Origin of the sequence: Kitasatospora sp. NPDC056184, assembly GCF_042268405.1 — a bacterium.
Lineage (GTDB): Bacteria > Actinomycetota > Actinomycetes > Streptomycetales > Streptomycetaceae > Kitasatospora.
Map to the genome: position 1 here is coordinate 53,855 of NZ_JBHJUI010000010.1, position 26,616 is coordinate 80,470.

At 74.7% G+C, this 26,616-nt stretch carries 27 protein-coding genes and 1 riboswitch; of the genes, 18 read left to right on the forward strand and 9 right to left on the reverse strand.

Features of this window, described 5'->3' with window-relative positions:
• Positions 1–87: 87 nt before the first annotated feature.
• Complete coding sequence (locus ACFC0B_RS20840; RefSeq protein ID WP_376087543.1) at positions 88–1,158, reverse strand: serine hydrolase domain-containing protein; 1,071 nt, start codon at positions 1,156–1,158, stop codon at positions 88–90.
• Positions 1,159–1,272: 114 nt separating this feature from the next.
• On the reverse strand, positions 1,273–2,214 hold the full coding sequence (locus ACFC0B_RS20845) for a glycoside hydrolase family 19 protein (protein WP_376087545.1): 942 nt from the start codon (positions 2,212–2,214) through the stop codon (positions 1,273–1,275).
• A gap of 267 nt (positions 2,215–2,481) precedes the next feature.
• Between ACFC0B_RS20845 and ACFC0B_RS20850 the strand changes: the two genes are divergently transcribed.
• A complete protein-coding gene (locus ACFC0B_RS20850; RefSeq protein WP_376087547.1) occupies positions 2,482–3,255 on the forward strand; it encodes a GntR family transcriptional regulator in 774 nt (257 codons plus the stop codon).
• A gap of 213 nt (positions 3,256–3,468) precedes the next feature.
• Positions 3,469–4,998, forward strand: a complete 1,530-nt coding sequence (locus ACFC0B_RS20855) for an alkaline phosphatase family protein (RefSeq protein WP_376087549.1) — start codon at positions 3,469–3,471, stop codon at positions 4,996–4,998.
• A gap of 10 nt (positions 4,999–5,008) precedes the next feature.
• On the opposite strand, the gene ACFC0B_RS20860 is transcribed toward ACFC0B_RS20855, so the two are convergent.
• The gene (locus tag ACFC0B_RS20860; RefSeq protein WP_376087551.1) at positions 5,009–5,431 is read right to left on the reverse strand and encodes an HIT family protein; all 423 of its coding nucleotides are present in this window, start codon (positions 5,429–5,431) and stop codon (positions 5,009–5,011) included.
• 160 nt (positions 5,432–5,591) lie between these two features.
• Between ACFC0B_RS20860 and ACFC0B_RS20865 the strand changes: the two genes are divergently transcribed.
• Positions 5,592–5,786, forward strand: coding sequence for a YegP family protein (locus tag ACFC0B_RS20865; RefSeq protein ID WP_376087553.1), 195 nt, complete (start codon positions 5,592–5,594; stop codon positions 5,784–5,786).
• Positions 5,787–5,878: 92 nt separating this feature from the next.
• Here the strand turns inward: ACFC0B_RS20865 and ACFC0B_RS20870 are convergent, their stop codons facing one another.
• Both ACFC0B_RS20870 and ACFC0B_RS20875 read right to left on the reverse strand, forming a co-directional pair.
• Positions 5,879–6,574: an MSMEG_1061 family FMN-dependent PPOX-type flavoprotein gene (locus tag ACFC0B_RS20870; protein WP_376087555.1), complete on the reverse strand. Its 696-nt coding sequence runs from the start codon at positions 6,572–6,574 to the stop codon at positions 5,879–5,881.
• A 52-nt stretch (positions 6,575–6,626) separates the two neighbouring features.
• Entirely contained in the window at positions 6,627–6,875 is a 249-nt protein-coding gene (locus ACFC0B_RS20875; protein WP_376087557.1) for an SCO4226 family nickel-binding protein, read from the reverse strand.
• A gap of 182 nt (positions 6,876–7,057) precedes the next feature.
• Positions 7,058–7,185: riboswitch (FMN riboswitch) on the forward strand.
• A 212-nt stretch (positions 7,186–7,397) separates the two neighbouring features.
• Between ACFC0B_RS20875 and ACFC0B_RS20880 the strand changes: the two genes are divergently transcribed.
• The 10 genes from ACFC0B_RS20880 (at position 7,398) to ACFC0B_RS20925 (ending at position 16,024) form a co-directional block, all read left to right on the forward strand.
• Positions 7,398–8,087, forward strand: coding sequence for a riboflavin synthase (locus ACFC0B_RS20880; RefSeq protein WP_376087559.1), 690 nt, complete (start codon positions 7,398–7,400; stop codon positions 8,085–8,087).
• Positions 8,088–8,143: 56 nt separating this feature from the next.
• Complete coding sequence (locus ACFC0B_RS20885; RefSeq protein ID WP_376088139.1) at positions 8,144–8,734, forward strand: nicotinamide riboside transporter PnuC; 591 nt, start codon at positions 8,144–8,146, stop codon at positions 8,732–8,734.
• Positions 8,731–9,984, forward strand: a complete 1,254-nt coding sequence (locus ACFC0B_RS20890; protein WP_376087561.1) for a bifunctional 3,4-dihydroxy-2-butanone-4-phosphate synthase/GTP cyclohydrolase II — start codon at positions 8,731–8,733, stop codon at positions 9,982–9,984. Before ACFC0B_RS20885 ends, ACFC0B_RS20890 begins: the two co-directional genes overlap by 4 nt.
• 77 nt (positions 9,985–10,061) lie before the next feature.
• A complete protein-coding gene (gene ribH, locus ACFC0B_RS20895; protein ID WP_376087563.1) occupies positions 10,062–10,532 on the forward strand; it encodes a 6,7-dimethyl-8-ribityllumazine synthase in 471 nt (156 codons plus the stop codon).
• A 106-nt stretch (positions 10,533–10,638) separates the two neighbouring features.
• The gene (locus ACFC0B_RS20900; RefSeq protein ID WP_030306151.1) at positions 10,639–10,911 is read left to right on the forward strand and encodes a phosphoribosyl-ATP diphosphatase; all 273 of its coding nucleotides are present in this window, start codon (positions 10,639–10,641) and stop codon (positions 10,909–10,911) included.
• Between the two features lie 56 nt (positions 10,912–10,967).
• Positions 10,968–11,816, forward strand: a complete 849-nt coding sequence (hisG, locus tag ACFC0B_RS20905) for an ATP phosphoribosyltransferase (protein ID WP_376087565.1) — start codon at positions 10,968–10,970, stop codon at positions 11,814–11,816.
• Between the two features lie 103 nt (positions 11,817–11,919).
• The gene (locus ACFC0B_RS20910) at positions 11,920–12,354 is read left to right on the forward strand and encodes a PH domain-containing protein (protein ID WP_376087567.1); all 435 of its coding nucleotides are present in this window, start codon (positions 11,920–11,922) and stop codon (positions 12,352–12,354) included.
• A 207-nt stretch (positions 12,355–12,561) separates the two neighbouring features.
• Positions 12,562–13,908, forward strand: coding sequence for a hemolysin family protein (locus tag ACFC0B_RS20915; protein WP_376087569.1), 1,347 nt, complete (start codon positions 12,562–12,564; stop codon positions 13,906–13,908).
• On the forward strand, positions 13,905–14,954 hold the full coding sequence (locus ACFC0B_RS20920; RefSeq protein ID WP_376087571.1) for a hemolysin family protein: 1,050 nt from the start codon (positions 13,905–13,907) through the stop codon (positions 14,952–14,954). The genes ACFC0B_RS20915 and ACFC0B_RS20920 overlap by 4 nt, the downstream gene beginning before the upstream one ends.
• Positions 14,955–15,040: 86 nt before the next feature.
• Positions 15,041–16,024 carry an NAD-dependent epimerase/dehydratase family protein gene (locus tag ACFC0B_RS20925; protein WP_376087573.1) on the forward strand — a complete coding sequence of 328 codons (984 nt, stop codon included), beginning with the start codon at positions 15,041–15,043 and terminating at the stop codon, positions 16,022–16,024.
• Positions 16,025–16,069: 45 nt separating this feature from the next.
• Here the strand turns inward: ACFC0B_RS20925 and ACFC0B_RS20930 are convergent, their stop codons facing one another.
• Positions 16,070–18,205 carry an AAA family ATPase gene (locus ACFC0B_RS20930; RefSeq protein WP_376087575.1) on the reverse strand — a complete coding sequence of 712 codons (2,136 nt, stop codon included), beginning with the start codon at positions 18,203–18,205 and terminating at the stop codon, positions 16,070–16,072.
• Positions 18,206–18,495: 290 nt separating this feature from the next.
• Entirely contained in the window at positions 18,496–19,158 is a 663-nt protein-coding gene (locus tag ACFC0B_RS20935) for a uridine kinase (protein WP_376088142.1), read from the reverse strand.
• 245 nt (positions 19,159–19,403) lie between these two features.
• Here ACFC0B_RS20935 and ACFC0B_RS20940 point away from each other — a divergent pair, with 245 nt between their 5' ends.
• Positions 19,404–20,567: an acyl-CoA dehydrogenase family protein gene (locus ACFC0B_RS20940; RefSeq protein WP_376087577.1), complete on the forward strand. Its 1,164-nt coding sequence runs from the start codon at positions 19,404–19,406 to the stop codon at positions 20,565–20,567.
• A gap of 158 nt (positions 20,568–20,725) precedes the next feature.
• Here ACFC0B_RS20940 and ACFC0B_RS20945 read toward each other — a convergent pair whose 3' ends face one another.
• Positions 20,726–21,178, reverse strand: coding sequence for a hypothetical protein (locus ACFC0B_RS20945; protein WP_376087579.1), 453 nt, complete (start codon positions 21,176–21,178; stop codon positions 20,726–20,728).
• Between the two features lie 277 nt (positions 21,179–21,455).
• On the opposite strand from ACFC0B_RS20945, the gene ACFC0B_RS20950 reads away from it, so the two are divergent.
• The 4 genes from ACFC0B_RS20950 to fxsA all read left to right on the forward strand — a co-directional run bounded on the left by ACFC0B_RS20950 (position 21,456) and on the right by fxsA (position 26,052).
• Positions 21,456–21,896, forward strand: a complete 441-nt coding sequence (locus tag ACFC0B_RS20950) for an Lrp/AsnC family transcriptional regulator (protein WP_350541033.1) — start codon at positions 21,456–21,458, stop codon at positions 21,894–21,896.
• A gap of 31 nt (positions 21,897–21,927) precedes the next feature.
• Entirely contained in the window at positions 21,928–23,586 is a 1,659-nt protein-coding gene (locus tag ACFC0B_RS20955) for an amidohydrolase (RefSeq protein ID WP_376087581.1), read from the forward strand.
• Between the two features lie 167 nt (positions 23,587–23,753).
• Positions 23,754–25,391, forward strand: a complete 1,638-nt coding sequence (gene lnt, locus ACFC0B_RS20960; RefSeq protein ID WP_376087583.1) for an apolipoprotein N-acyltransferase — start codon at positions 23,754–23,756, stop codon at positions 25,389–25,391.
• A 79-nt stretch (positions 25,392–25,470) separates the two neighbouring features.
• Positions 25,471–26,052: an FxsA family membrane protein gene (gene fxsA, locus ACFC0B_RS20965; protein WP_376087585.1), complete on the forward strand. Its 582-nt coding sequence runs from the start codon at positions 25,471–25,473 to the stop codon at positions 26,050–26,052.
• Between the two features lie 103 nt (positions 26,053–26,155).
• Here fxsA and ACFC0B_RS20970 read toward each other — a convergent pair whose 3' ends face one another.
• Entirely contained in the window at positions 26,156–26,530 is a 375-nt protein-coding gene (locus ACFC0B_RS20970; RefSeq protein WP_355365562.1) for an RNA polymerase-binding protein RbpA, read from the reverse strand.
• Between the last annotated feature and the right edge of the window lie 86 nt (positions 26,531–26,616).

Below are 26,616 nucleotides of genomic sequence, written 5' to 3' on the forward strand. Positions count from 1 at the left end.
CGCCGACACCAGCCCTGCCATCTTCGCACGCGCCCCACCACCCCCGCGCGGCACGCGTGGGGCGTGACGCCGCCGGGCGCGGGAGCCTCAGCCGAGGGTGGTCTGCAGGCCGCGCAGCAGCTGGACGCCGGGGCCGTCGACGGAGCGGCGGGTGTTGGCCAGCACGACCACCCCGACCTGCTTCTCCGGGTCGAAGGCGGTGAACGAGCGGTAGCCGCCCGTGCCGCCGTTGTGCCAGAGCTTGAGGTGGCCGCCCTGCCGGGCGTGCAGCCGGTGGCCCATCCAGCCGAGGTGCATCCAGGCGAAGGGGTTGACCTGGTGCCGCACCTCGCGGGTCAGCGCGATCGCCGGTCCGAGCGGCGAGCCGCCGTCGGTGCCCTCGGGCCCGGCCGCCAGCTGGGCCTGGAGGAAGACGGCGAGGTCGGCGGCGGTGGACCTGAGCGCGCCCGCCCCGGCCAGGGCGGCGAGGTCCCAGCCCGGCACCGGGCGGCCGCCCGCCGTGTGGCCGGGGGCGAGCCGCGCGGTTCGCTCCGCGTCGGGCGCGGGCACCGTGTCGGCGAGTCCGAGCGGCTCGCAGACCTCCCGCCGGACCAGCTCGCCGTAGGACACGCCCGCCCGGTGCGCGAGGGCGAGGCCGAGCAGCCCGGCGCCGAGGTTGGAGTAGCGGAAGCTGCGCCCGGGCACGGCCCGCGCCGTGGTCCGGCCGAGGCTGCCCAGCAGCCACTCGGTGGTGCAGTGCGCGTAGGGGTCGGGCTTGTTGGGGTTGAGCAGGGAGGAGAGCAGCATGCCGGAGGGCAGCCGCGGCAGGCCGGAGGTGTGGGTCGCCAGGTGCCGCAGCGCGATCGGCGCCGGGCCCTTGGCGGGGACGGCGACGCCGGCCGGGAGCGCGTCGGCGAGGAGGTCGGCGAGCGGCTCGTCCAGCGCGACGGTGCCCGCCAGGGTCATCCGGGCGAGCGCGAGCGAGGTGAAGACCTTGGTCACCGAGCCGATCTCGAACAGCGTGTCCGGACCGGGGCACCCGCCGGCGGGGCCGGGGCCGGTGCGTCCGGCTCCGCGGATCTCCACCGTGCCGCGGGCGAGGCCGGCGACCACCGCGCCGACCTGTCGGACGGCGAGGCGGTCGGCGGTCTGCTGGACGAGGCTGCCAAGATCGTTCATGGCTCCGAGCCTAGGAGGGCCGGGAGGGCGGAGCGTCCACCGCGGCGACGATTTTCGCCGCGGCCCCGCTCGTCCCCGGGAGGTACGGGGGGACGGGCGGGGCCGCGGCCCGGCTCAGCAGCTCAGGTTGTTGCCCGGCACGGTGCCGATCAGCTGGGTGAAGCGCTGGTAGGCGTTGATCCGGCTCTGCACCTGAGCCGGGTTGCCGCCGTTGCACTCCAGCGAGCCGTTGATGCTGCGGATGGTCTCGCCGAAGCCGTAGCCGTTGACGATCGCGTTGTGCGGGGTCATGGTGCCCGGCCCGCTCTGGGTGTTCCAGTACCAGAGCGCGGTCTTCCAGGCGACGGCCGGGTCGGTCTGCACCAGGTTGGGGTTGCGCAGCAGGTCGATGCCGAGGGCGTCGCCGGCCGCCTTGTAGTTGTAGTTCCAGCTCAGCTGGATCGGGCCGCGCCCGTAGTACGCGGCCTGGCCGGCCGGGCACCCGTACGACTTCGAACTGTCGCAGTAGTGGGGGTAGTTGGCGGTGTTCTGCTCGACGACGTAGACCAGCGCGCCGGTCTCGTGGTTGACGTTGGCGAGGAAGGCCGCGGCCTCCTGCCGGCGGACGGTGTCGGTGCCGGTGGCCGCGAAGGCGGGGTAGGCGGCGAGCGCGTCGATCAGGCCCTGGTAGGTGTAGAAGGGGTTCCGGTTCGGGAACATCTGGTCGAACTGGGCCTGGCTGACCGGGAATCCGCCCGGGTTCGGGGTGGCGGTCGACGTCGGCGTCACGGTGGGGGTGACGGTCGGGGTCGGGGTCGTCGTCGGACCGGTGCCGCAGGTGCCCTGGTCGGTCCAGACGCCGGAGCCGGCGGTGCTCGGCGGTTCGTTCTGGGTCCACCACTTGGCGAGCCAGTTGTGGCCGTTGTAGGAGACGGCGGCGCCGCCGGTGTAGACGGACGAGGAGTTCCAGGGCGTGGCGCAGACGGCGGCGCTGGCGTTGGCCGCGGGCAGCAGCAGCACCACCGTCAGCGCCGTGGCGACGGCGGAGAGCAGTGCGAGCAGGCGTTTCGTGGACACTTGATCACCCCTTGTGCGGTGTGGGGCCGCACGGTCGTGGAGGTAGGGACGTCGGGGCAGGGGAGCGGGGCCCCGCGGGGTGGGGGCGCGTCGTGGGGGACGGGCCGACCGGGGTGCGGGCCGGTGCGGGGCTGACCCAGACTCAAGCGGAATGGTCTAGACCTGTCAAGGGGTCGCGGGCAAAAGGGCGTATGCCGCGGTCCGGCCGCGGCGGGCCCGGCGCGGCCGCTGTCATGGCCGGGTCCGTCCATCTGGAAGGATGGCGGGGTGGACGAGACCTCCGACCCCGCCGCCCGGTCCGGCCCTGGCGCGCCGATCCGCTCGGGCATCCCGGAGCACGGCCGGGTGCCCAAGTACTACGCCGTCAAGGGCAGGCTGGAGGAACTGCTCGACGAGCTCGGCGAGGGCGGCGTGCTGCCGACCGAGCGCGACCTCGCGGCCCGCTTCGAGGTGGCCCGCGAGACGCTCCGCCAGGCTCTGCGCGAACTGCTGATCCAGGGCCGGATCCGGCGGCGCGGGCGCAGCACGGTGGTGGCCGGCCCCAAGCTGGAGCAGCCGCTCTCGCTGGCCAGTTACACCGAGGGCGTGCGGCGTCAGGGCCGGGTCCCCGGGCGCACGCTGATCGGGCTGGAGCGGCTCGGCGCCGACCCCCAGCTGGCCGGGCAGCTGCGGGTCGCCCCGGGCGAGCCGGTCTGGCACCTGGAGCGGGTGCTGCTCGCGGACGGCGAGCGGGTGGGCCTGGAGAGCACCTATCTGGCGGTCGGCCGGGTCCCGGCGCTGGACGTGGAGTTCGACCCCGGCTCCTCGCTGTACGCCTACCTCGCCGAGAAGGCGGGCATCGGCTTCGGCGCCGCCGACGAGCGGATCGAGACCGTGCTGGCGACCCCGCGCGAGGCCCTGCTGATCGGCACCCCGCCGGCCCTGCCGATGCTGCTGCTGCACCGGCTGACCCGGGACGCCGAGGACCGGCCGGTGGAGCGGGTGCGCTCGCTCTACCGGGGCGACCGCTTCAGCTTCACCACCCGCCTCGAAGCGGACTGACCCGCACCCCGGTTCGGCCCGCCCGCCCCGTCCCCTTCACGCCCGTTCTCACCCCTTCTGCGCCGCTCGATGATCGCGAAAAGATAACGGGTCTGGACCGAATTCGGTCGCTGTTCACACCCGGGTCGGAAACCGGGCCACCCCCGTCCATCCGCCGCTCCGACCGTAGTCACCGCCCCCATCCGCGCCATGACGCACCATCAGGAGGATGACGTGACCCCGCAGACCCCCGCCGCCCCCGGCCTCTCCCGCCGCGGCCTGCTGCTCGGCACCGCCGCCGCGCTCGCCGCCGGCCCGCTCACCGCCACCGCCGCCCGCGCGGCCGCCGCGGTCACCGCCGGTGCCGCCGACGGCCGGACCCCGAAGGTCCTGCTGATCGGCCTCGACGGCACCATGCTCAACCGCGTCAAGGACGCCGGCGCCCCGAACCTCACCGCGCTGATGGCCGGCGGCCTCACCGCGGCGAGCAGCCTCTACGCCAACCCGATGGCCGGCACCCTCTCCGGCCCCGGGTGGTCCACCGTCGCCACCGGCGTCTGGCCGGACAAGCACAACGTCAAGGACAACAACTTCACCGCGCCCAACCTCGCCGCCTACCCGGACTTCCTGACCCGGGCGGAGACCGCCAGGCCCGCGCTCGCCACCTACGTGGTCGCCTCCTGGGCACCGATCGCCACCACCGTCTGCTCCGGCACGGTCGACACCCGCATCGCCACCCCGTCCGCCGAGTACGACGCCGGCACCACCTCCCGGGCGGTCGCCAGGCTGCGCGACGAGAACCCCGACGTGGTCTTCGTCCACCTCGACAACGTCGACAACGCCGGCCACAGCAGCGGCTCCGCCGGCCAGGCCTACCTGACCGCGATCCGCGGCGTGGACGCCCAGGTCGGCCAGATCGTCGCCGCCGTGCGCGGCCGGGCGACCTACGCCCAGGAGGACTGGCTGATCATGGTCACCGCCGACCACGGCCACACCCCCACCGGCGGCCACGGCGGCTCCACCTGGGAGGAGCGGCAGACCTTCGTGATCGCCAACGGCTCGGCGTTCCCGGCCGGTTCGGTCCGCCACGACGTGCGCATGGTGGACATCGCGCCCACCGCCCTGGCCCACCTCGGCATCGTCGTCGACCCGGCCTGGAACCTCGACGGCACCCCGATCCCGGCCCTCCTCCCCGACGAGTTCGACGCGCTGCGCCCGCAGCTCACCGGCCGGGTCGACGAGACCGGCATCCCGGCCGGCGTGCTCGGCTTCACCCACACCCCGCCGGCCGGCTGGTCGATCGACAACTCCGCGATGGGCACCGGCGGCGTCTCCGAGTGGCGCGGCTGGTCCTTCACCACCGACGAGTTCTGGACCAGGGCCGAGCGCGACCAGAACCGCGAGCTGAACGTCCGCTCCCGCAACGTCTTCGCCGTCGCGGACTCCGACGAGTGGGCCGACCGGACCTTCAAGGGCGGTTACGACACCACCCTGGTCAGCCCCGAGTACCCGGTGGCCGGGCGCACCACCGTCCCGGTCGCCTTCACCACCTTCTACCGGCCGGAGGGCGCGCAGACCGCCCGGGTGCTCGCCGTCTGGGACGGCGGCACGCCGGTGGAGGTGAAGAGCTTCACCGGCGACACCAACGGCCGCCAGCGCCTCGACCTGGCCGTCCCGGCGGGCGCGAGCCGGCTGCGGCTGCGCTTCCGGTACACCGGCAGCAACAACTGGTACTGGGTGCTGGACGGCGTCCGGGTCGGCTGACCCGCGGACCTCACCCCTCCGGCGGGGCGAGCGCGGCCCGCAGCCGCTCGGCGACCAGCGCCGCGCCCGCCTCGTCGGGGTACGCCCGGCGGGGCCAGAAGAAGCCGCGCAGCCCGTCCTTGGGGTTGCGCGGCACCACGTGGACGTGCAGGTGCGGCACCGACTGGCTGATCCGGTTGTTCGCCGCGACGAAGCTGCCCGCCGCGCCCAGCCCCCGCTCCACGGCCGCCGCCACCCGCTGCACCCGCAGGAAGAACGGGCCGACCTGCGCCGCCGGCAGGTCCGCCAGGGTGCGGTGGTGGGCGCGCGGCACCACCAGGACGTGGCCCGGGAACAGCGGCCGGCGGTCCAGGAAGGCCACCGCCGCCTCGTCGTCCAGCACCCGGTGCGCGGGCTCCGTGCCCGCGACCACCGCACAGAAGACGCAGTCCATCCGTTCATTCAACCGGCCCGCCGCGCACCCGGCATCCGCTCGGCGGGAGGCCGTCGGCAGGTCACCCGGGCGGACCCCGAGCGGGTGCGGCCCGGTGCCGTCGGGGCGCACCGTGCAGGTGGGGCGCGCGGCGCGTCCCGTCGACGAGGAGGTGGCCCGGATGGCGGGCAAGTTCGAGGTGTACGAGGACGCCGGCGGCAAGTACCGGTTCCGGCTCAAGGCGGGCAACGGCGAGATCGTCGCGACCGGCCAGGGGTACGCGAGCAAGGACGCCGCCCACAAGGGCGTCGAGGCCGTCCAGCGGGCGGCGGACGGCGCGAGCGTGGTGGACGTGAAGCCCAAGGCCGTGGCCTGACCGGCGCGGACGGTGCGGGCGGGGCCGTCCCCGGACACGAGCGTCGTCCGGGGCCGGCCCCGCCGCCGTCCCGTTCCCGCTGCCCGTCCCGCCTACTCGTAGCGGTACAGCAGGGCCTCCCGCTCGGTCCGCTCGATCGCCTCGACGGTCAGCTCCGGGTCGGCCAGGTGCGCGAGGGTGACCTCGGCCGAACTCGGCTGGGCGTCCGCGGGGAGCCAGTTCTCCGGCTTCCACGCCGAGGCGCGCAGGAAGGCCTTGGGGCAGTGCGCGAAGACCTCCTCGACGGCCACCACGATCGCGCTGCGCGGGGGCTTGCCGACCGCCGTCAGCTGCTCCAGCAGCCGCGGGTCGGTGGAGACGCAGGCCCGCCCGTTGACCCGCAGCGTGGTGTCCCGGCCCGGGACGATGAAGATCAGCCCGACCCGGCCGGTCTCGACGATGTTGTGCAGGGTGTCCAGCCGCTTGTTGCCGGTCGCGTCCGGGATCGCCAGGGTGAACTCGTCGAGCACCGAGACCAGTCCGGGCGGCCCGCCGCGCGGCGACACGTCGCAGCGCCCGGCGGCGTCCGCACTGGCCACCAGGACCAGCGGGGAGCAGGCGATCAACTGCCGGGCGACGTCGTGGACGCGGTCCACCTGCTTGCGGCGCGCGTGGTCGCCCGGCTGCTCGTAGACGTCCCGCAGCCGCGCGGCGTCCTGGACGGCGGCCGCGCTGAGGGCGGCGTAGAGCGGGGACGGACCCGAGGTCCCGGGACGTGACGGAACGGCGATCTCCGGTGTGCTGGTCATACCGGCCAACGTAGTGGAGGCTTCCGGGGCCGAACAGGGCCGGCCGCCCGGCTCAGACGGCGAGCGGAACCGGGTGCACCTCGTCCGCCGGGTGCCCGCTGCGCTCGTGGATCCGCTGCACGGCCTCCTTCGAGGGCGCCTCGGAGAGGCAGTAGACGACTCCCGCCTCCGGGTCGGCCCACGCCTGCTCGAACCGCACGCCCTCGTCGGCCTGGATGTCCAGGTCGGCCTGGTGCGCCATGCGCAGTTGTTCCTCGGTGATGCCGGCCATCCCGTGGTGGACGTCCATGAACTTGGCCATCGCGCTCGCACCTCCTGGGGCCGGAGCCCGCGCCCGGCCCGAAACCCGCCCCTCCCACCAGCTTGCGCCCCCGCGCGGGCGGCCGCATTCCCGCCGCCGCCGTGAAACAGGCCACAGCGAAGCCCTCTCCCTGGCGCCGTGCGGAGCGTGGCACAATGACGTCAGAAGTAGCAGTGACGTTCAGCGCACTCCGGGGTCGGTGAAAATCCGAACCGGCGGTTACAGTCCGCGACCCGTCCGCAGCCAGCGGCCGGTTGACCAGGTGAAATTCCTGGACCGACGGTTAAAGTCCGGATGGGAGGCGTGCGCGGCGGACGAGTGAGCGACACCCGTGGTCCCCCGGTGGACCGCGGGAGGCGAGTACGGCGGCGGTCGAGGGCTTCCCTCCTCCGGCGTGCGGTGCGGCAGCGGCCCGACGACGGGTTCCGCGGCCGTCCGGCGACCCGTGCAGCCACGCGACCGTCCGCGTCATCTCCCGTGCCGCACCCCGGAGTCCGCGCCCCAAGCGCGAGGAGAACCCGGGTGTTCACCGGCATCATCGAAGAGCTCGGCGAGGTCGTGTCGATCGAGGAGATCGGCGACTCCTCGCGAATCCGCCTGCGCGGCCCGGTGGTCTGTGAGGGCGCGCGCCACGGCGATTCCATCGCGGTCAACGGCGTCTGCCTGACCGTCGTCGACACCCCGGACGAACTGGCCGCCGGCACCGGTGAGTTCAGTGCCGACGTGATGGCCGAGACCCTCCACCGCTCCAGCCTGGGCGCGTTGAAGCCCGGCTCGTCGGTCAACCTGGAGCGCGCCATGGCGCTCGGCGCCCGGCTCGGCGGCCATCTGGTGCAGGGTCATGTCGACGCCACCGGGCGGCTGTTGAGCCGCGATCCGGGGGAGCGGGACGCCGCCGGCAACCTCCGCTGGGAGGTGCTGCGCTTCTCGCTGCCGGAGTCCATCACGCGCTACCTGGTGGAGAAGGGCTCGATCACCGTCGACGGCGTCAGCCTCACCGTGGTCGAGGCGGCCCGCGACAGCTTCACCGTCAGCCTCATCCCGGCGACCCTCGCGCTGACCACGCTCGGTACCAGGGCCGTCGGCGAGAGCGTCAACCTGGAGGTCGACGTCCTCGCCAAGTACGTGGAGCGGCTGCTGGAGTCCCGCACGCTGCCCCCGACGGCTGCCGATGCCCCGACCGACCCGACGACCGGCGGGGAGGACCGGTGAACTGGCTCAACGCGGACGCCTTCACCGTGTTCGGCCAGCACGTGAAGTGGTCGGACATGATCGGCAACCTGTTCGGCCTGGCCGGCCTCGCGCTCGGCTGGCGCCGGTCGGTCTGGAGCTGGCCGGTCCAACTCCTCTCCGGCCTGGTCCTGATCACCGCCTACCTGGCCGGCAACGTGCCGGGCATGGTCGGCAAGCAGCTGATCGTCGTCGCCACCGCCGCCTGGGGCTGGGAGCGGTGGCGGCGCGGCCGGCAGGACGCCGGCGGGGTCGCCGTCCGCTTCGCCTCCTGGTCCGAGCGGGCCGTCCTCGCCGCCGCCACGGCGGCCGGGACCGCCCTGCTGGCCTGGGCCTTCACGGCGATCCCCGCGCTCGGCTCGTGGAGCCCGTGGGCGGACGCCTACATCTTCGTCGGCACCCTGGCGGCCATGGTCGCCCAGGCCCGCGGCTGGGTGGAGTTCTGGTTCGCCTGGATCGCCGTCGACGCGGTCGGCGTGCCGCTCGCCTTCAACACCGGCTACACCTTCTCCGGCCTCACCTACTCCGTCTACTTCGTCCTGGTCCTGCTCGGGCTGCGCTCGTGGTGGCTGAGCACCCGCGCACCGCGCCCCGTCCCCACCACCGTCCCGCAGGGAGCAACGGCATGACCGAGAACCAGTCCGACGAACTCGTCCTCGACCCGGTCGAGCGGGCCGTCGCCGACATCGCGCTCGGCCGCGCGGTGATCGTCGTCGACGACGAGGACCGCGAGAACGAGGGCGACATCGTCTTCGCGGCCAGTGCCGCCACCCCCGAACTGATGGCCTTCACCATCCGCTACAGCTCCGGCGTGATCTGCGCCCCGATGACCGGCGACGAGCTGGACCGGCTCAAGCTCCCCCCGATGACCCAGGTCAACGAGGACCGCAAGGGCACCGCCTACACCGTCTCGGTGGACGCCCGCGAGGGCGTCGACACCGGCATCTCGGCCGCCGACCGGGCCCGCACCGTGCGCCTGCTCGCCTCGCCCGGCACCGGGCCCGGCGACCTCACCCGCCCCGGGCACGTCTTCCCGCTGCGCGCCGTCGAGGGCGGCGTGCTCGTCCGCCCCGGCCACACCGAGGCCGCCGTCGACCTCGCCCGGCTGGCCGGCCTCGCACCGGCCGGCGCGATCGCCGAGGTGGTCAACGACGACGGCAGCATGGCCCGGCTGCCCGAGCTGGTCGCCTTCGCCCGCGAGCACAACCTGGCGATCATCTCCATCGAGGACCTCATCGCCTACCGCCGCCGCACCGAGCTGCACGTCGACCGGGCCGCCGTCACCGCGCTGCCCACCGCCTACGGCGAGTTCACCGCCGTCGGCTACCGGGGCACCCTCGACGGCGTCGAGCACATCGCCCTGGTCGCCGGCGGCCTGGACGCCGAGGGCCGGCTGCCGGACGGCGAGGACGTGCTGGTCCGGGTGCACTCCGAGTGCCTGACCGGCGATGTGCTCGGCTCGCTGCGCTGCGACTGCGGCCCGCAGCTCCAGGCCTCGCTGCGCCGGGTCGCCGAGGCCGGCCGGGGCGTGGTGCTCTACCTGCGCGGCCACGAGGGCCGGGGCATCGGCCTGGCGCACAAGCTGCGCGCCTACGAGCTCCAGGAGCGGGGCCGCGACACCGTCGACGCCAACCTCGACCTCGGGCTGCCCGCCGACGCCCGCGACTACAGCATCGGCGCCCAGATGCTCGGCGACCTCGGCGTGCGGTCGCTGACGCTGCTGACCAACAACCCGGAGAAGCTCACCGCGCTCACCGAGCACGGGCTCAAGGTCACCGGCCGCGAGCCGGTCGAGATCCCGGCCGGCGCGCACAACGCGCGCTACCTGCGGACCAAGCGCGACCGGATGGGCCACGACCTGCCCGGCCTCGACGGCTGAGCGCACCACCTCCTCCGCACCACCTCCTCCACCCGACCGAGACCCACGCAACCCGAACCACCGAAAGGCACCCGCACATGAGCGGCCACGGAGCCCCCGAGCTGACCATCGACAACGCCGCCGGCCTCAAGGTCGCCGTGATCGCCGCCCAGTGGCACGAGCCGGTGATGAACGGCCTCCTCGACGGCGCCCACCGCGCCCTCGCGGAGCTGGGCGTCACCGAGCCGACCGTCCTGCGCGTCCCCGGCACCTTCGAGCTGCCGGTCGCCGCCAAGCGCCTCGCCGAGCGCGGCCACGACGCCGTGATCGCCCTCGGCGTGGTGATCCGCGGCGGCACCCCGCACTTCGACTACGTCTGCCAGGCCGCCACCGCCGGCCTCACCCAGGTCGCCGTGGATACCGGCGTCCCGGTCGGCTTCGGTGTACTCACGTGCGACAACGAGCAGCAGGCGCTCGACCGCGCGGGCCTGCCCGGCTCCGCCGAGGACAAGGGCCACGAGGCGGTCACCGCGGCCGTCGCCACCGCCGCGGCGCTGCGCGCGCTCTGACCCGGCCGGCCGGGCCGGCCCCCGGACCGTGGACGTCCACCGGACTGTCCACGGTCCGGAACCGTTTACCGCCCGTCCGTCCGCACGCCGTAAGGTGAGTCCCATCATGGCTTCGAAGACATTCGAGGAGCTCTTCACCGAGCTCCAGCAGAAGGCCGCCACCGGCGACCCCTCGTCCTCCCGCACCGCGCAGCTCGTCCAGCAGGGCGTCCATGCGATCGGCAAGAAGGTCGTCGAGGAGGCCGCCGAGGTCTGGATGGCCGCCGAGTTCCAGTCCGACGAGCAGACCGCCGAGGAGATCTCCCAGCTCCTCTACCACCTTCAGGTGATGATGGTCGCCCGCGGGCTGACGCTCGACGACGTCTACAAGTACCTCTAGGCCCAGGCCCGGAAACCCCCCTACACCCACACCGAACAGGTAAGGAACTGACCTCCATGCTGCGCATCGCCGTCCCCAACAAGGGTTCGCTCTCGGGTCCTGCGGCGGAGATGCTCCATGAGGCCGGCTACCGGCAGCGCAAGGACGCCAAGGAGCTGGTCCTGGTCGACCCGGGCAACCAGGTCGAGTTCTTCTTCCTGCGCCCGCGCGACATCGCCGTGTACGTCGGCTCCGGCCGTCTGGACGTCGGCATCACCGGCCGCGACCTGCTGCTGGACTCGCACTCCAACGCCGAGGAGGTGCTCGCGCTCGGCTTCGCCGGCTCGACCTTCCGCTTCGCCCGCCCGGTCGGCGTGGACGTCGAGGACGTCAAGGGCCTGGAGGGGCTGCGGATCGCCACCTCCTACACCGGCCTGGTCGAGCAGCACCTCGCCGACCACGGCGTGAAGGCCACCGTCACCAAGCTGGACGGCGCGGTGGAGACCGCGGTGCAGCTGGGCGTCGCCGACGTGATCGCCGACGTGGTGGAGACCGGCACCAGCCTGCGCAACGCGGGCCTGGAGGTGTTCGGCGATCCGATCCTGATCTCCGACGCCGTGGTGATCCGCCCCAAGGGCGCCGGCGAGGACCCGGCCGTCGAGCAGTTCCTGCGCCGCCTGCAGGGCGTGCTGGTGGCCCGCCGCTACGTGCTGATGGACTACGACATCCGCGCCGAGAACGTCGGCGCCGCCGTCGCGCTGACCCCCGGCCTGGAGTCGCCGACCGTCTCCCCGCTGCACACCGAGGGCTGGGTGGCGGTCCGCTCGATGGTGCTCCGCAAGGAGGCCCAGCAGATCATGGACGACCTGTGGGGCATCGGCGCCCGGGCCATCCTGGTGACCAACATCCACGCCTGCCGCCTCTGAGCGACCGCCGGGCATAAGCACCGGTTGAATGGGGCGGGGCCGCCGTCGGGCGACCCCGCCCCTTTTCCGTACCACCCGATCGAACACCCCCACGGAGCCCCTCGTGTCCACCCCCGCCGAGTTCCCCGTCACCTGGGCCCCGCGCCGCACCCGCGCCGTGCTGCTGCCGGTCTGCGCGCTGCTGGTGGTGCTGTTCGCCGCGATGGCGGTCGCCCTCCCGGCGAACTGGCAGTTCAACGACCGGATCATGATGGCGGCCAGCGGCGTGCTGTTCGCCGGCGTCGGCCTGATGCTGGCCCGGCCGCGGGTCAGCGCCGACGCCCAGGGCGTGACCGTGGTCAACTTCGTCCGCAGCCGCCGGCTGGCCTGGGCGGAGATCGTCGGCGTGAACTTCCGCCAGGGCGACCCGTGGGCGACCCTCGACCTCGCCGACGGCACCTCGCTGGCCGCCGTCGGCATCCAGTCCGGCGTGGGCAAGGCTCAGGCCATCGCCGACGCCCGCGCCCTGCGCGACCTCGTCGCCCACCACAGCGGCTGAGCCCCGCCGGCACGGAACGGCCCGCCGCCGGGCGGGTCCGAACGGGGATCCGACACCCGCACGGGTATGGTCTACGCTGGTAAAAGCGGGGCAAAGGCATTGCCCTGCCCGAAATCGACCTGAGGAGTGACACTCCCCGTCCATGGACGATCCGTCCGGTAGTACCTGCGCCGCCCTCCTTCCGACCACCGGAAGGCAGGCGGCACTGTGATCACCGCCTGGCTGCTGCTCTTCGCGGCCCTTCTGCTCATCCTCGCCAACGGCCTCTTCGTGGCCGCCGAGTTCGCCTTCGTGACCGTGGAGCGGGGCGCCGTCGAGCGCGCCGCCGAGGCGGGGGACGCCAAGGCCGGCCGGGTCTCCCGGGCCCTGCGCCACCTCTCCTTCGAGCTCTCCGGCGCCCAGCTCGGCATCACCGTCACCTCGCTGGTGGTCGGCATGCTCGCCGAGCCGGCCCTGTCGACCCTGCTGCAGCCGGTGTTCACCGGCATCGGCCTGCCCGCCGGAGCCGCCCGCGGCGCCGCCGTGGTCATCGGCATGCTGTGCGCCACCGTCGTCCAGATGGTGATCGGCGAGCTGGTCCCGAAGAACTGGGCGATCTCCCACCCGCTCCAGGTGGCCCGCGGGGTCGCCGCCCCGCACATGGCGTTCTCCCGGGTCTGCCGCCCGCTGATCCGGGTCCTGAACGGCTCCGCGGACCGCACCGTGCGCGCCTTCGGCATCGAGCCGCAGGAGGAGCTGGGCCACGCCCGCACCCCCGCCGAGCTGGTCTCGCTCGCCCGGCACTCCGCCAAGGCGGGCGCCATAGACGAGGAGTCGGCCACCCTGTTCGTGCGGACCCTCGGCCTCGGCGACCTCACCGCCGAGTCCGTGATGACCCCGCGCGTCGACGTCGCCGCCCTGCAGCGCGACGCCAGCGCCGCCGACGTCCTCAACCTCACCCGGGCCACCGGCCTGTCCCGCTTCCCGGTCTACGCCGACAGCCTGGACGAGGTCACCGGCACCGTCACGCTCAAGGACGCGCTGGCCGTCCCGGCCGCGCGGCGCGCCACCGTCCGGGTCGGCGACCTCGCCGTCCCGCCGCTGCTGGTGCCCGAGACGCTCCCCGCCGAGCGGCTGCTCGACCGGCTGCGCCGCCTCCAGCCGATGGCCATCGTGGTCGACGAGTACGGCGGCACCGCCGGCGTGGTCACCGTCGAGGACATCGTCGAGGAGATCGTCGGCGAGGTGCAGGACGAGCACGACCCCGCCGACACCCCCGAGCTGCTCTCGCTGCCGCCGGTCGACGGGCAGCCCGTCTGGGCGGCCGACGGCCGCGCCCGGCTCGACCAGCTGGAGGCCATCGGCCTGTACGCCCCCGAGGGCCCGTACGAGACGCTGGCCGGCCTGGTCGCCGACCTGCTCGGCAAGCTCCCGGACCCCGGTGAGCAGGCCGAGCTGCCCGGCTGGCGGCTCACCGTCGAGGCGGTGGACCGCCACCGGACCAGCCGGGTCCGGGTGGAACGCACCGCCGGACACCACCACTTCCTGGGCGACGACGAGGACGGGACCCGATGACCGCGCTCCAACTGGCCGTCGCCCTCCTGCTGCTGCTCGGCAACGCCTTCTTCGTCGGCGCCGAGTTCGCCGTGGTCTCGGTCCGGCGCAGCCAGATCGAACCGCTCGCCGAGGCGGGCAACAAGCGCGCCCGCACCGTGCTGCACGCGCTGTCCAACGTCTCCGCGATGCTCGCCGCCGCCCAGCTCGGCATCACCGTCTGCTCGCTGGGCCTCGGCGCGCTCGCCGAGCCGACCATCGCCCACCTGCTGGAGGGCCCGTTCCACGCGATCGGCATCCCCTCCGGCCTGCAGCACCCGCTGGCGTACGGCATCTCGCTGGCCGTCGTGGTCTACCTGCACATGGTGATGGGCGAGATGGTGCCGAAGAACATGGCGCTGGCCGGCCCCGAGAAGGCCGCGCTCTGGCTCGGCCCGCCGCTGGACCGCCTCGCCCGCTGGCTGGCCCCGGTGATCGCCTTCCTCAACGCCTTCGCCAACGGCATCCTCAAGCTGTTCAAGGTGGAGGCCAAGGACGAGGTGGAGTCGGTGTTCACCACCGAGCAGCTGATCTACCTGCTCGCCGACTCCGGGGACGCCGGCCTGCTGGAGGAGGACCGCCGGGAGCGTCTGGAGGACGCCCTGGAACTGGGCCGCCGACCGCTCACCGACGTCCTGCTCACCCCCGAGCAGCTGGTCACCGTGGACACCAAGGTGACCGCCGCCCAGATCGAGGAGCTGGCGCTGCGCACCGGCTTCTCGCGCTTCCCGGTGACCGACGGCGACCCGGCCGGCCACGGCTACCTCGGGTACCTGCACCTCAAGGACATCCTGGACGTCGAGGACCCCTCGGCGCCCGTCCCGGCCCGCCTCTGGCGGCCGATCACCGTGCTGCGCGGCACCCTGCCGCTGGACGACGCGCTGGGCGCGATGCGCCGGGCCGCCTGCCACCTCGCGGCCGTCCTCGACCAGGACGGGCGGACGCTCGGCGTGGTGATGCTGGAGGACGTGCTGGAGGAGCTGGTCGGCGAGGTGCACGACCCGGACCACCGCTCGGCGGCGCTGTAACCCCCGGCGGCGGTTCGCTCTCGGCGATTCCGCTGTGAGCGAGCCGCCGTTCCCATGCCGGCCGCCCGATGGGCAGGGTGGTCGGCATGAGACTTCTCCTGCTGGGTGGTACGGAGTTCGTGGGGCGGGCCGTCGCCGAGGCGGCGCTGGAACGGGGATGGGAGGTCACGGTCTTCCACCGGGGGACGCACGCCGCGCCGTCCGGGGCGCGGGTCCTGCACGGGGACCGCAAGGCCGAGGGCGGGCTGGCGGCCCTCGCCGAGGGGGAGTGGGACGCGGTGGTGGACACCTGGTCCGCCGCCCCGTCGGCGGTGCGCGACAGCGCCCGCCTGCTGGCCGGCCGGGTCGGCCGCTACGCGTACGTGTCCAGCCGGTCGGTGTACACCTACCCGACCCCGGCCGGGGCCGACGAGAGCGCCCCGGTGGTGGACGGCTCGCCGGACGACGGCGAGGTGCCCTACGCCGAGGCCAAGCGCGGCGGCGAGCTGGCGGTGCTGGACGCGTTCGGCGACCGGGCGCTGCTGGTCCGCGCCGGGCTGATCGTCGGGCGGTACGAGAACATCGGCCGGCTGCCCTGGTGGCTCGACCGGATCGCCCGCGGCGGCCCGGTGCTGGCCCCCGGCCCGCGCGAGCTCGCCCTCCAGTTCATCGACGTCCGCGACCTCGCGGACTGGACCCTGGACGCCCTCGGGGCCGGCCTCGGCGGCCCGTACGACCTGGTCGCCCCGCCCGGCCACAGCAGCACGGGCGAGCTGCTGGAGGCCTGCGCGGCGGTCACCGGCTCGGACGCCGAGCTGCGCTGGACGGCCCCGGAGGCGATCGCCGCCGCCGGGATCGAGCCGTGGAGCCAGCTGCCGTTCTGGGTCCCTCCGGGCGAGTTCCACGCCACCATGCACGGCGCGTCCGTCGGCAAGGCGGTGGCCGCCGGACTGCGCTGCCGGCCGACGGCCGAGACGGTCGCCGACACCTGGGCCTGGCTGCGGTCGATCGGCGGTGTCGCGCCGCGGCGCCCGGACCGGCCGGCGGTCGGGCTGGATCCGGAGGCGGAGGCCAAGGCGCTGGCCGGCTGAGGCCCGCGTCCGAGGGGCCGGGGGCGAGGCGTCCCGGCCCCGGCCTCAGCCCCGGCCGTCGATCAGCTCGCCGTAGGCCTGCACCAGGTCCGGCAGCCGCAGCGTCGCGAGGTCCTCCCGGCCGGGCGGCTCGCGCAGCAGGGTGAGCCGCAGGTCCCGGTAGGCGCAGGACTTCTCGTACAGGGTGCGGATGAACCGGCCGTTGCCGAGCTCGTCGATCCAGCCCTCGCGGACCACGTGGGTGCAGATCGAGGCCAGCTCCTCGGCGGCGTCCTCGTCCCAGGCGTCGCCGTCCTGCCCGGCGAGCGCGGCACCGATCGCGGTCAGCTCGCCGGGGCGGTAGCTGGGGAAGTCGACCCGGGTGGTGAAGCGGGAGTTGAGGCCGGGGTTGGCGGCCAGCAGCCGGTTCATGCCCTCGGGGTAGCCGGCCAGGATCACCACCAGCCGGTCCCGGTTGTCCTCGGCGCGCTTGAGCAGGACCTGGAGCGCCTCGTCGCCGTACGCGTCGCCCTTGCTGTAACCGGAGTTGGAGAGGCTGTAGGCCTCGTCGATGAAGAGCACGCCGTCCAGCGCGGAGTCGATCAGCTCGTTCGCCTTGACGGCCGTCTGGCCCAGGAACTCGCCCACCAGGTCCGCTCGTTGGGCCTCCACCAGGTGGTCGCCGGAGAGCAGACCGAGGGCGTGGAACACCCGGCCGAGGATCCGCGCGACGGTGGTCTTGCCGGTACCGGAGGGGCCGGAGAAGACGAAGTGGCGCTTGGGCGGCTGGACCGGCAGGCCCTGTTCGGCGCGCAGCCGGGCCATCCGCAGCTGCGCGGAGAGCGCCCGGACCTGGCGCTTCACCGGCTCCAGGCCGACCATGAGCGAGAGTTCGGCCAGCGCGGCGTCCAACTCGGCCTGGTCGCCCTCGCGTTCGAGCGCCGGGTAGGTGTTGGCCGCGCGGGGGAGGACGGCCTCGCCGCGCGCCGGCGCGGGCGCGGTCGGGGAGACGGCGGCGGGCTGCGGCGCGGTGGAGCCGGAGCGTCCGCCGGCGGCCAGCGGGGGCGGCGTTCCGCTCCCGCCGGATCTGTTGTCGGTGCCCGCGCCCGGTCCGGCGCCGGTGGGCACGACCGGGAAGCCGTCCTCGTCCGGCGCGGCGCCGTCCGGCAGCGGCTCGCCCGCCCCGTCCGCGAGCGGCTCGTCGAGGACCGGTCCGCCGAAGGGGTCGGGACCGCCGAAGAGGTCCGCGAGGCCGGGGGAGCCGGCCGCGTCCGCCCCGGCCGGATCGGCGCCGGGCGCCCCGAAGTCCGGCGGATCCAGCAGGGCGGCGTCCAGCGCGTCCTCCTCGGGGCCGCCGCCGCGCCCCGCCTCCCGGCCGCCGGCCCCGGCGGCGTCCAGCAGGGCGTCGGCGACGGCGTCCTCGGCCGAGATCGCCGCGAGCCGGGCCGCGGTGTCCATGAACGCCGGATCGGCCCGGTGCACGGCCCGGTAGAGGGGTAACGCGGCCGCGCTGCGCCCGGCGCCCTCGTAGGCGCGCCCCAGCCAGTACCGCAGCTCCTTGCGCTGCGGCTGCTCGGAGCGGCAGCGGGCGAGCGAGGCGGCGAGCGGGGCCTGGGCCTGGGCGCACATGTCCAGCCGGACCCGCGCCATGCCGGCGAAGAGCCCGGCCTCGATGCCGAGCAGCGCGTCGTCGAGCAGCCGGTCGGTGTCCCGGATCAGCTGCTCCCAGTCCTTGAGCAGGTAGGAGCGGCAGGCGTGCAGGAAGCGCGCCGACGGGTCCTCGGCGGGGGTCGGGCACTGCTCCAACGCCTGGTCCAGCTCGGTGAGGTGACGGCCGTCCAGCCAGTGCGAGGCGTGTGCGAGGGCGAGGTCGCGGGGGGTCTCCAGCACCGGTTGCACCCACCAGCCGAGCCAGTACCAGGAGCTGAGCGGCCGGGCGTGCCGCTGCCGCTGCTCACCGAACCGATTGCGGTGGCGGTACATCGCGAGCAGCGCGCCGGAGGTGTCGCTGCGCAGCGCGTGCAGGCCGAGCCAGGCGTCGGCCATGCCGGGGTCGAGCCGCACGGCGGCCCGGAACTCCTCCTCGGCGCGGCTGTACGCCCCGGCCGTGTAGGCGTCCATGGCACGCAGCCAGGCGCGGTCGGCGAGCCGGTTCGGTGCCGGGCCGCCCGCGTTGCTGCTCTGGGAACTCTCCGTCGTCACTCAACGCCCCCCGCGGTGTGGCTCGGGGCCCGGCCGGTGCGGCGGTGTCGCGGATCCGGCCGGTGGTCGTCTGCCCCCGGGGCGCATATGCGCCTGCGAGGAATCGTACCGGCGCCGCGCTGATCCGGAAGGGTGCCGCACGATGTCAAAAGCGATCGGGCGGACGGCCGTTGACAGGTGGCCGGACCGGGGGAGGGATCGTCGGACGGTATCCCCGGCTCACGGGGGAACAAGCCGGGAATACCGGGTCCGAGGGTGCGGAACCAGTGGTTCCGGCGACGAGTGAGAACCTAATTCCCGGTGACGCCGCAGGTCAAGATGGTTGTTGAAGATTCACCGACGGTGCTCGGTGCGATCCGCCCGGTCACCCCGTCGACCACCGTTCCGGCGTGCGGACAGCTCGGGTCGGCGGCGAAATGCGCCGATTCGGCGAGCGCCCAGCCGGCCCAGAACTCCGCCAGCCCGGGCCCGTCGCGCTCCTCGCCGCGCCGCCGGGCCGCGGCCGCGTCCAGCTCCATCCACACCAGCCGGCTCAGCCACGGCCGCACCGCGCGCCGTCCGGCGCCCACCCCCTCGACCAGCACCACCGGTGCGAGCGGCACCGCGGCCGTCCCCGCGAACCGGCGCAGCGTCCAGTCGTACACCCGGTACTCCGCGTCCCGCCCCGCCGCCAGCGGCTCCAGCACCTGCGCGCGCAGCCGTCCGGTCCAGCCGAACGGCTCGTCGTGCGTCGCCAGATCGTCCAGGTGCACCACCGGGGCGCCGCCCAGCGCGGCCGACAGCCGGCCGGCGAAGGTCGTCTTGCCCGAGCCCGCGTGCCCGTCCACCGCCACCAGCCGCACCGGGCCGCAGGACGGCGGCAGCGCCCGCAGCTCGGCGGCGAGCAGGCCGAGCGGGTCCCGTGCGTCGCGGGCGTCGCGGGTGTCGCGGGCGTCGACGGCCCGGGGCCCCATTACCGGGGCGGCGGAAGTCTCGGAAGCAGCCACAACGTCAACCCTACGGGGGTCCGTGCGCCGATACGGACAGTGATCCGGTGCAGGTCGTGACGCCGGCGCCGCGATCGGGCATACTCGCATCGCCGAGCATGTGAACGGCCGTTCACCGCGATCCGGTGCCGGCCGGGCCGAGCTGCCACACCCCGCGCGGGCCCGACCACACCCGGGGGCCCGGCGCACGACCGAGGAGGCGACCAGCCACCATGACCACCTCCCCCGCGAAGGCCGTCGACCGCCAGCTGCCCAGCGAGGAGGCCCGCGAGCTCCTGAGCCTCACCCGGGACCTCGTCCAGCGCGAGCTGCAGCCGCGCGCCGCGGAGGACGAGGCCGCCGGCCGGTTCCCGCGCGAGGTCTTCCGCACCCTCGGCGAGGCGGGCCTGCTCTCGCTCCCCTACGAGGAGCGGTACGGCGGCGGCGACCAGCCCTACGAGGTCTACCTGCAGGTGCTGGAGGAGCTGGCGGCCGGCTGGCTCGCCGTCGGCCTCGGCGTCAGCGTGCACACCCTCTCCTGCCACGCCCTCGCCACCTTCGGCACCGACGAGCAGCGCGACCGCTGGCTGCCGGGCATGCTCTCCGGCGAGCAGCTCGGCGCCTACTGCCTCTCCGAGCCGCAGTCCGGCTCCGACGCCGCCGCCCTGCGCACCCGCGCCGAGCTGGACGGCGAGGAGTACGTGGTGAGCGGCACCAAGGCCTGGATCACCCACGGCGGCCGGGCCGACTTCTACAGCACGCTGGTGCGCACCGGTGAGGAGGGCGCGCGCGGCATCAGCTGCCTGCTGGTGCCCGGCGACCAGCCCGGCCTCTCGGCCGCCCCGCCGGAGCAGAAGATGGGCATGAAGTCCTCGCCGACCGCCCAGCTGCACTTCGACGGCGCCCGGGTCTCCCGCGACCGGCTGGTCGGCGCCGAGGGCCAGGGCTTCCAGATCGCGCTCGCCGCGCTGGACTCCGGCCGGCTCGGCATCGCCGCCTGCGCGACAGGGGTCGCCCAGGCCGCGCTCGACCTCGCCGTCGACTACGCGCGCACCCGCCGCCAGTTCGGCCGCCCGATCGCCGACTTCCAGGGCCTGTCGTTCATGCTCGCCGACATGGCCACCCAGATCGAGGCCGGCCGCTCGCTCTACCTGTCCGCCGCCCGCCGCCGCGACGCCGGGCTGGCGTTCTCCAAGGAGGCGGCGATGGCCAAGCTGTTCTGCACCGACGCCGCGATGCGGGTGGCCACCGACGCCGTCCAGGTGCTCGGCGGCTACGGCTACACCCAGGACTTCCCGGCCGAGCGCTTCATGCGCGAGGCCAAGGTGCTGCAGATCGTCGAGGGCACCAACCAGATCCAGCGCCTGGTGATCGGCCGCCACCTCACCAAGGGCTGAGCCCCCGGGCCCGGTCCCGACCCCGACCGGCCGCCCCCGGCTCCGCGAGGAGCCGCGCGGGGCGGTCCGGAACGGCCCCCGGGCGTCACTCCAGGGTGCGGAGCGACGCCCGGGGGCCGTTCTGTCGTAGCGTCAGCAGCCGTGCGGCGCGCGGGGGTTCAGCGCCGCGAGAAGCGGCCGCGCTGCTCCGGGATGGCCGGCGCGGGGGTCGAGCGGACCGGGCGGTGCACCAGCGCGTGCGAGAACGGCTGGGTGCGCCAGTCGTGCTCGCCCGGCAGCGCCGTCAGCGCGTCCAGGGCGGCGGATCCGGCCTCCTCCGCGTCCTCCACCTCGGCCAGGTCGTCCGTCGGCGCGCCCGAACCCGGGCAGAGCGCGGGCGAGAAGGGGTGCCAGGGCCGCGGCAGGACGGCGTGCTGCGGCAGCCGCTCCTCGTCGCCCACGAGGGCGATCGGGCGCCGGCACGACGGGCAGTGCACCCGGACGATCTCCCAGGCGTCGGCCTCGCCCGGATCCAGCCCCGGCTCGGTCTCGTAGGGGACCGCGAGGTCCTCGCGGTCGGTCGTATCGTGGGCGTCGTCCGCGCCCGTCGGGCGCTCGTCGGTAACGCGCATGGTGATCCCCCTCGGATCGGGCCCGGCGTGGTCGCCCGGGGCCACAACCAGCACTTCCCGCCGAAACGGACTCATAACCCTGCGGTTAGGCGCACTGTGATGCACCGGGTGTGTCCTTCGCCACATTCGTCCGGCATGTGCCCGCGCGGCACCCCGGGGCGCGCCGGGTGACAGTCCGCGCCCCCCGCCCCGGCCCCGCGTGCGCCCCGGGGGCCGGAGGCCGCGCGCCCCCCGCGCGGCGATCCGCACGCCCCCGGAGGGGGTAGGTTTGCGCCTTGTGGAGGATCTCGACCAACGCATCGTCCAGCTGCTCCTCCAAGACGGCCGGATGAGCTACACGGACCTGGGCAAGGCCACCGGCCTGTCCACCTCGGCGGTGCACCAGCGGGTGCGCCGGCTGGAGCAGCGCGGGGTGATCCGCGGCTACACCGCGATCGTCGACCCGGACGCCGTCGACCTGGCGCTCACCGCCTTCATCTCGGTGAAACCCTTCGACCCCAGCGCCCCGGACGACACACCCGAGCGGCTGGCCGACCTGCCCGAGATCGAGGCCTGCCACAGCGTCGCGGGCGACGAGAACTACATCCTCAAGGTCCGCGTCGGCGCCCCCGGCGACCTGGAGGACCTGCTCGCGCGGATCCGCAGCGCCGCCGGCGTCTCGACCCGCACCACCGTCGTGCTGTCCACCCCCTACGAGGCGCGACCCCCGAAGCTCTGACCGGCCCGCGCGGGGGTGCAGACTAGGCCGCATGACCGAACGCACCCTCCCTCCCGGCCCGCCCTCGGGCCGGAGGGGCCCACGAACCGTCCTGCTGCGCGGCGGCGCCGTCTACAGCCCCGCCGACCCCTTCGCCACCGCGATGCTCGTCGAGGGCGAGCACGTCGCCTGGGTCGGCAGCGACGGCGCCGCCGAGGCGTACGCGCAGACCGCCGACGAGATCGTCGAACTGGACGGTGCCCTGGTCACCCCCGCCTTCGTCGACGCCCATGTGCACGCGACCTCCACCGGTCTCGCGCTGACCGGCCTCGACCTCACCGGCACCCCCTCGCTGGCCGCCGCGCTGGCCGCGCTCACCGCCTTCGCCGCCGCCCAGGAGCAGCCCGGCGGCGTGCTGATCGGCCACGGCTGGGACGAGACCGGCTGGCCGGAGGGCCGCCCGCCCACGCTCGCCGAGCTGGACGCCGCCGCCGGGGGCGCCGCCGTCTACCTCTCCCGCACCGACGTGCACTCCGCCCTCGCCACCAGCGCCCTGCGCACGCTGACCGAGGGCCTCGCCGAGCAGCCCGGCTTCCACGCCGACGGCCCGCTCACCCGCGACGCCCACCACGCCGTGCGGCGCACCGCGCTCGCCCGCCTCACCCCCGGGCAGCGCCGCGCCGCCCAGCGCGCCGCCCTGGTCCGCGCCGCCGAGCTCGGCATCGGCGCCCTGCACGAGTGCGCCGGGCCCGAGATCTCCTCCGAGGAGGACCTCGCCGCCCTGCTGGAGCTGGCCGCCGAGGGCGAGGGCCCCGAGGTGTTCGGCTACTGGGGCGAGCTGAGCGGGCGCGGCGGCGTCGAGACCGCCCGCCGGCTCGGCGCGGTCGGCGCCGGCGGGGACCTCTTCGTCGACGGCGCGCTCGGCTCGCACACCGCCTGCCTGCACCGCGACTACACCGACGCCCCGCACACCGGCACCGCCTACCTGACCGCCGCCCAGGTCGCCGACCACGTCGCCGCCTGCACCGAGGCCGGCCTGCAGGCCGGGTTCCACGCGATCGGCGACGCCGCGGTCGCCGCCGTCGTCGAGGGCGTCCGCGCCGCCGGCGACCGGGTCGGCGCCGACCGGGTCCGGGCGCTGCGCCACCGGGTCGAGCACGCCGAGGCGCTGGACGACAAGACCGTCGCCGCCTTCGCCGAACTGGGCCTGACCGCCTCCGTGCAGCCCGCCTTCGACGCCGCCTGGGGCGGCCCGGACGGCATGTACGTCCAGCGCCTCGGCGCCGAGCGGGCCGCCGCGCTCAACCCCTTCGCCGCCCTGCTGCGCTCCGGCGTCCCGCTGGCCTTCGGCTCGGACGCCCCGGTCACCCCGCTCGACCCCTGGGGCACCGTCCGGGCCGCCGCCTTCCACCGCACGCCCGAGCACCGGATCTCGGTGCGGGCCGCGTTCACCGCCCACACCCGCGGCGGCTGGCGGGCGATCGGCCGCGACCAGGACGGCGTGCTCGTCCCCGGCGCGGTCGCCAGCTTCGCCGTCTGGGCCGCGGGCGACCTCGTCGTCCAGGCCCCCGACGACCGGGTGGCCGGCTGGTCCACCGACCCGCGCTCCGGCACCCCGGGCCTGCCCGACCTCACCCCCGGCGAGCCGCTGCCCGCCTGCCTGCGCACCGTGGTCCGCGGCCGCACCGTCCACCTGGCGGCCGCCGGGTAGCGCGGGGCGCCGCGGCGGGCGGGCGTCCCGGGACGCCCGCCCGCCGCGGGTACGACCCTCAGCTCACGGCCGGGTGTCGTTCCGGGGTACCTTCTTCGGACAGCGTCCGAACAGCCGTCCCCGTTCCCCCGCGGGGCGGCGGCGAGAGAGATGGTGCGACGGTGGCCATGCCCGTCACCCAGGAGCGGTCCGGGACCGCGCCCGAGACCCCCGACGAGGCATCAGGCCGGGGCCGCGCCGCCCGCGTGCTCGCCCGGATCCGGGCCGGCCTTCCGCGCACCGGGCTGGCCGCGCTCGCCGGCCTGCTGCTCGCGCTGGCCTTCCCGCCCTTCGACCTCTGGCCGCTGTCGGTCCTCGGCGTCGCCGCGCTCTCGCTGCTCACCCGGGGCCGCACCGCCCGGCAGGCCGCCTGGACCGGCTTCGCCTTCGGCCTGCCGTTCTTCCTGATGCTGCTCAGCTGGCTGCGGGTGATCGGCTGGGACGCCACCGTCGGCCTGTCGGTCGTCGAGGCGCTGTTCCTCGCCGCCCTCGGCTCCGGCCTCGCGGTCACCTCCCGGCTGCCCGCATGGCCGCTCTGGGGCGCCTGCCTGTGGATCACCCAGGAGTGGGCCCGCGACCGGCTGCCGCTCGGCGGCTTCCCCTGGGGCCGGCTCGCCTTCGCGAACACCGCCACCCCGTACACCCCGCTGGCCGCGCTCGGCGGCGCCCCGCTGGTGACCTTCGCCGTCGCCCTCTCCGGCACCCTGCTGGCCTGGGCGGCCGTGCGGGCGGTCGGCCGCGGCACCGCGCGCCGCCCGGCGCAGGCCGCGGCCGCCGGGCTCGGCGCCGTCGCCGCCATGCTCGCCGGCTACCTGGTGCCGGTGCCCACCGCGGCCGCCGACACCGTCAAGGTCGCCGTCATCCAGGGCAACGTGCCCAACCCCGGCATGGACTTCCTGGGCCGCCCGATGATGGTGCTCAACAACCACGCCGCCGCCACCGAGAAGCTCGCCGAGGACATCAAGGCCGGCCGGGCCGAGAAGCCGGACATCGTGATCTGGCCGGAGAACTCCTCCGACCTCGACCCGTTCAGCGACCCGCTGGCCTACGCGCGGATCGACGAGGCGGTGCGGGCGGTCGGCGTGCCCACCCTGGTCGGCACCCTGGTCGACGGCCCCGACGAGCAGCACGTGCAGAACGAGGGCATCGTCTGGGACCCGCAGACCGGCCCCGGCGCCTCCTACACCAAGCAGCACCCGGTGCCGTTCGGCGAGTACGTGCCCTTCCGCGACCAGCTGTCCAAGGTGATCACCCGGCTCCAGCGGGTCGCCCGGGACTTCTACCCCGGCGACCACAACGGCGTCATGCAGCTCGGCCCGGCCCGGATCGGCGACGTCATCTGCTTCGAGGTCGCCTACGACGAGATCGTCCGCGACACCGTCGACCAGGGCGCCCGGGTCCTCGTCGTGCAGACCAACAACGCCACCTACGCCAAGACCGGCCAGCCGGAGCAGCAGCTCGCGATGAGCCGGCTGCGCGCCGTCGAGCACGGCCGCGCGGTGCTGATCGCCGCGACCAGCGGCATCAGCGCGGTGATCGCCCCGGACGGCACCGTCGTCGAGCGCACCGAGGAGCTGACCGCCGCCGAGCTGTCCGCGACCGTCCCGCTGCGCGACGGCACCACGGTCGCCGACCGGGTCGGGGCGGTCCCGGAGTGGACCCTCGCCGTGGCGGGCCTGCTGGCCTGCGCCGGCGGCGTCCTGCTCGCCCGCCGGCGCCGCGGCGGCGCGGACGCCGCCCCGGGTGGAACACCGGCCGCCGGCTGATCGTTGGACCAGGTGGTGCCGTAGCCGGCCCGGACCTCCCGTGCGGCGCGCAGAGCACCGCCTGGAGTGGATTCGTACCGTGACCCAGCAAGCTACCCCCGCCCGTCCGGCGCCGCGCTCGAAGCTGCGGCGCGTGCTGCCGCTGCTGCTGACCGCCTGGCTGGTGCTGGAGATCTGGCTGCTGGTCCAGGTCGGCTCGTGGCTGGGCGGCCTGACCGTGGTGCTGCTGCTGATCGCCGGTGCGGTGATCGGCGGCTCGCTGATCAAGCGGGCCGGCGCGCGGGCGCTCTCGGCGGCCCTGGAGCAGACCCGCGACCCGAAGTCGAAGCAGCCGCAGACCGGCACCAGCCTGACCGTGCTGGCCGGCCTGCTGCTGATCCTGCCGGGCTTCCTCTCGGACGCCCTGGCGCTCACCCTGCTGTTCCCGCCGACCCGCGCGCTGTGGCGGGCGGCCGGGCGCCGGGTGGCCGACAAGGCGCTGCGCTCCACCGCGGGCGCCGGCGCCGACCCGTTCGCGGACGCGATGCGGCTGCAGGAGCAGCTGCGCATCCACCGCCCGGACGGCAAGGTGATCCAGGGTGAGGTGGTCGAGCCGGGCAGCGGTCCGGCGGCCGGCCCGCAGGGACCGGACACCACCTACCGCCCGCCGATCAACGGCTGAGCACGGTGGGCCGGCGCCGGGCGGCCGGCGCCGGCCCACGCGAAAGGGACCCTGGTGACCAGGGTCCCTTTTCGCGTGCCCCCGCCCGTCGGCGGGAGCGGGGTCAGGCGCTCTTGCGGGTGTCCCGCGGGTGCACCGCGAGGTTCATCCCACCGGAGCGGAGCACGGCCAGCCGCTCGGCCAGCACCTCCTCCAGCTCCTCGCGCGTCCGGCGCTCCATCAGCATGTCCCAATGGGTGCGCGTCGGCTTCACCTTCTTCTCCTCCGGCTCGTCGCCGTCCAGAAGTGCCGCCTCCTGGCCACAGAAACGGCATTCCCAGGTCGCGGGGATCTCCGCCTCGACCGAGAAGGGAACCTCGAATCGGTGTCCGTTCTGACATGCGTACTCGACGGTCTGGCGGGGAGCCAGATCAATACCGCGGTCGGTCTCGTAGCTAGTGGCCCCGAGTCGCGTGCCGCGGAGAGCTCGCTCGCTCATGAATCGTGCCTCCCGGGCTTATGGCCCACAGGACTAGTGGTCGCTGTTCTTCGTCGTTCGGTCAACGCTCGGCTTCCGACGAAGAT

Bases quoted from the DNA above. Each gene is read 5' to 3' on its own strand.
- ACFC0B_RS20840 (WP_376087543.1), bottom strand. From the start codon at position 1,158: ATGAACGATCTTGGCAGCCTCGTCCAGCAGACCGCCGACCGCCTCGCC.
- ACFC0B_RS20860 (WP_376087551.1), bottom strand. From the start codon at position 5,431: ATGGACTGCGTCTTCTGTGCGGTGGTCGCGGGCACGGAGCCCGCGCAC.
- ACFC0B_RS20865 (WP_376087553.1), top strand. From the start codon at position 5,592: ATGGCGGGCAAGTTCGAGGTGTACGAGGACGCCGGCGGCAAGTACCGG.
- ACFC0B_RS20870 (WP_376087555.1), bottom strand. From the start codon at position 6,574: ATGACCAGCACACCGGAGATCGCCGTTCCGTCACGTCCCGGGACCTCG.
- ACFC0B_RS20875 (WP_376087557.1), bottom strand. From the start codon at position 6,875: ATGGCCAAGTTCATGGACGTCCACCACGGGATGGCCGGCATCACCGAG.
- ACFC0B_RS20885 (WP_376088139.1), top strand. From the start codon at position 8,144: ATGATCGGCAACCTGTTCGGCCTGGCCGGCCTCGCGCTCGGCTGGCGC.
- ACFC0B_RS20890 (WP_376087561.1), top strand. From the start codon at position 8,731: ATGACCGAGAACCAGTCCGACGAACTCGTCCTCGACCCGGTCGAGCGG.
- ribH (WP_376087563.1), top strand. From the start codon at position 10,062: ATGAGCGGCCACGGAGCCCCCGAGCTGACCATCGACAACGCCGCCGGC.
- ACFC0B_RS20900 (WP_030306151.1), top strand. From the start codon at position 10,639: ATGGCTTCGAAGACATTCGAGGAGCTCTTCACCGAGCTCCAGCAGAAG.
- hisG (WP_376087565.1), top strand. From the start codon at position 10,968: ATGCTGCGCATCGCCGTCCCCAACAAGGGTTCGCTCTCGGGTCCTGCG.
- ACFC0B_RS20920 (WP_376087571.1), top strand. From the start codon at position 13,905: ATGACCGCGCTCCAACTGGCCGTCGCCCTCCTGCTGCTGCTCGGCAAC.
- ACFC0B_RS20925 (WP_376087573.1), top strand. From the start codon at position 15,041: ATGAGACTTCTCCTGCTGGGTGGTACGGAGTTCGTGGGGCGGGCCGTC.
- ACFC0B_RS20935 (WP_376088142.1), bottom strand. From the start codon at position 19,158: ATGGGGCCCCGGGCCGTCGACGCCCGCGACACCCGCGACGCCCGCGAC.
- ACFC0B_RS20940 (WP_376087577.1), top strand. From the start codon at position 19,404: ATGACCACCTCCCCCGCGAAGGCCGTCGACCGCCAGCTGCCCAGCGAG.
- ACFC0B_RS20945 (WP_376087579.1), bottom strand. From the start codon at position 21,178: ATGCGCGTTACCGACGAGCGCCCGACGGGCGCGGACGACGCCCACGAT.
- ACFC0B_RS20955 (WP_376087581.1), top strand. From the start codon at position 21,928: ATGACCGAACGCACCCTCCCTCCCGGCCCGCCCTCGGGCCGGAGGGGC.
- lnt (WP_376087583.1), top strand. From the start codon at position 23,754: ATGCCCGTCACCCAGGAGCGGTCCGGGACCGCGCCCGAGACCCCCGAC.
- ACFC0B_RS20970 (WP_355365562.1), bottom strand. From the start codon at position 26,530: ATGAGCGAGCGAGCTCTCCGCGGCACGCGACTCGGGGCCACTAGCTAC.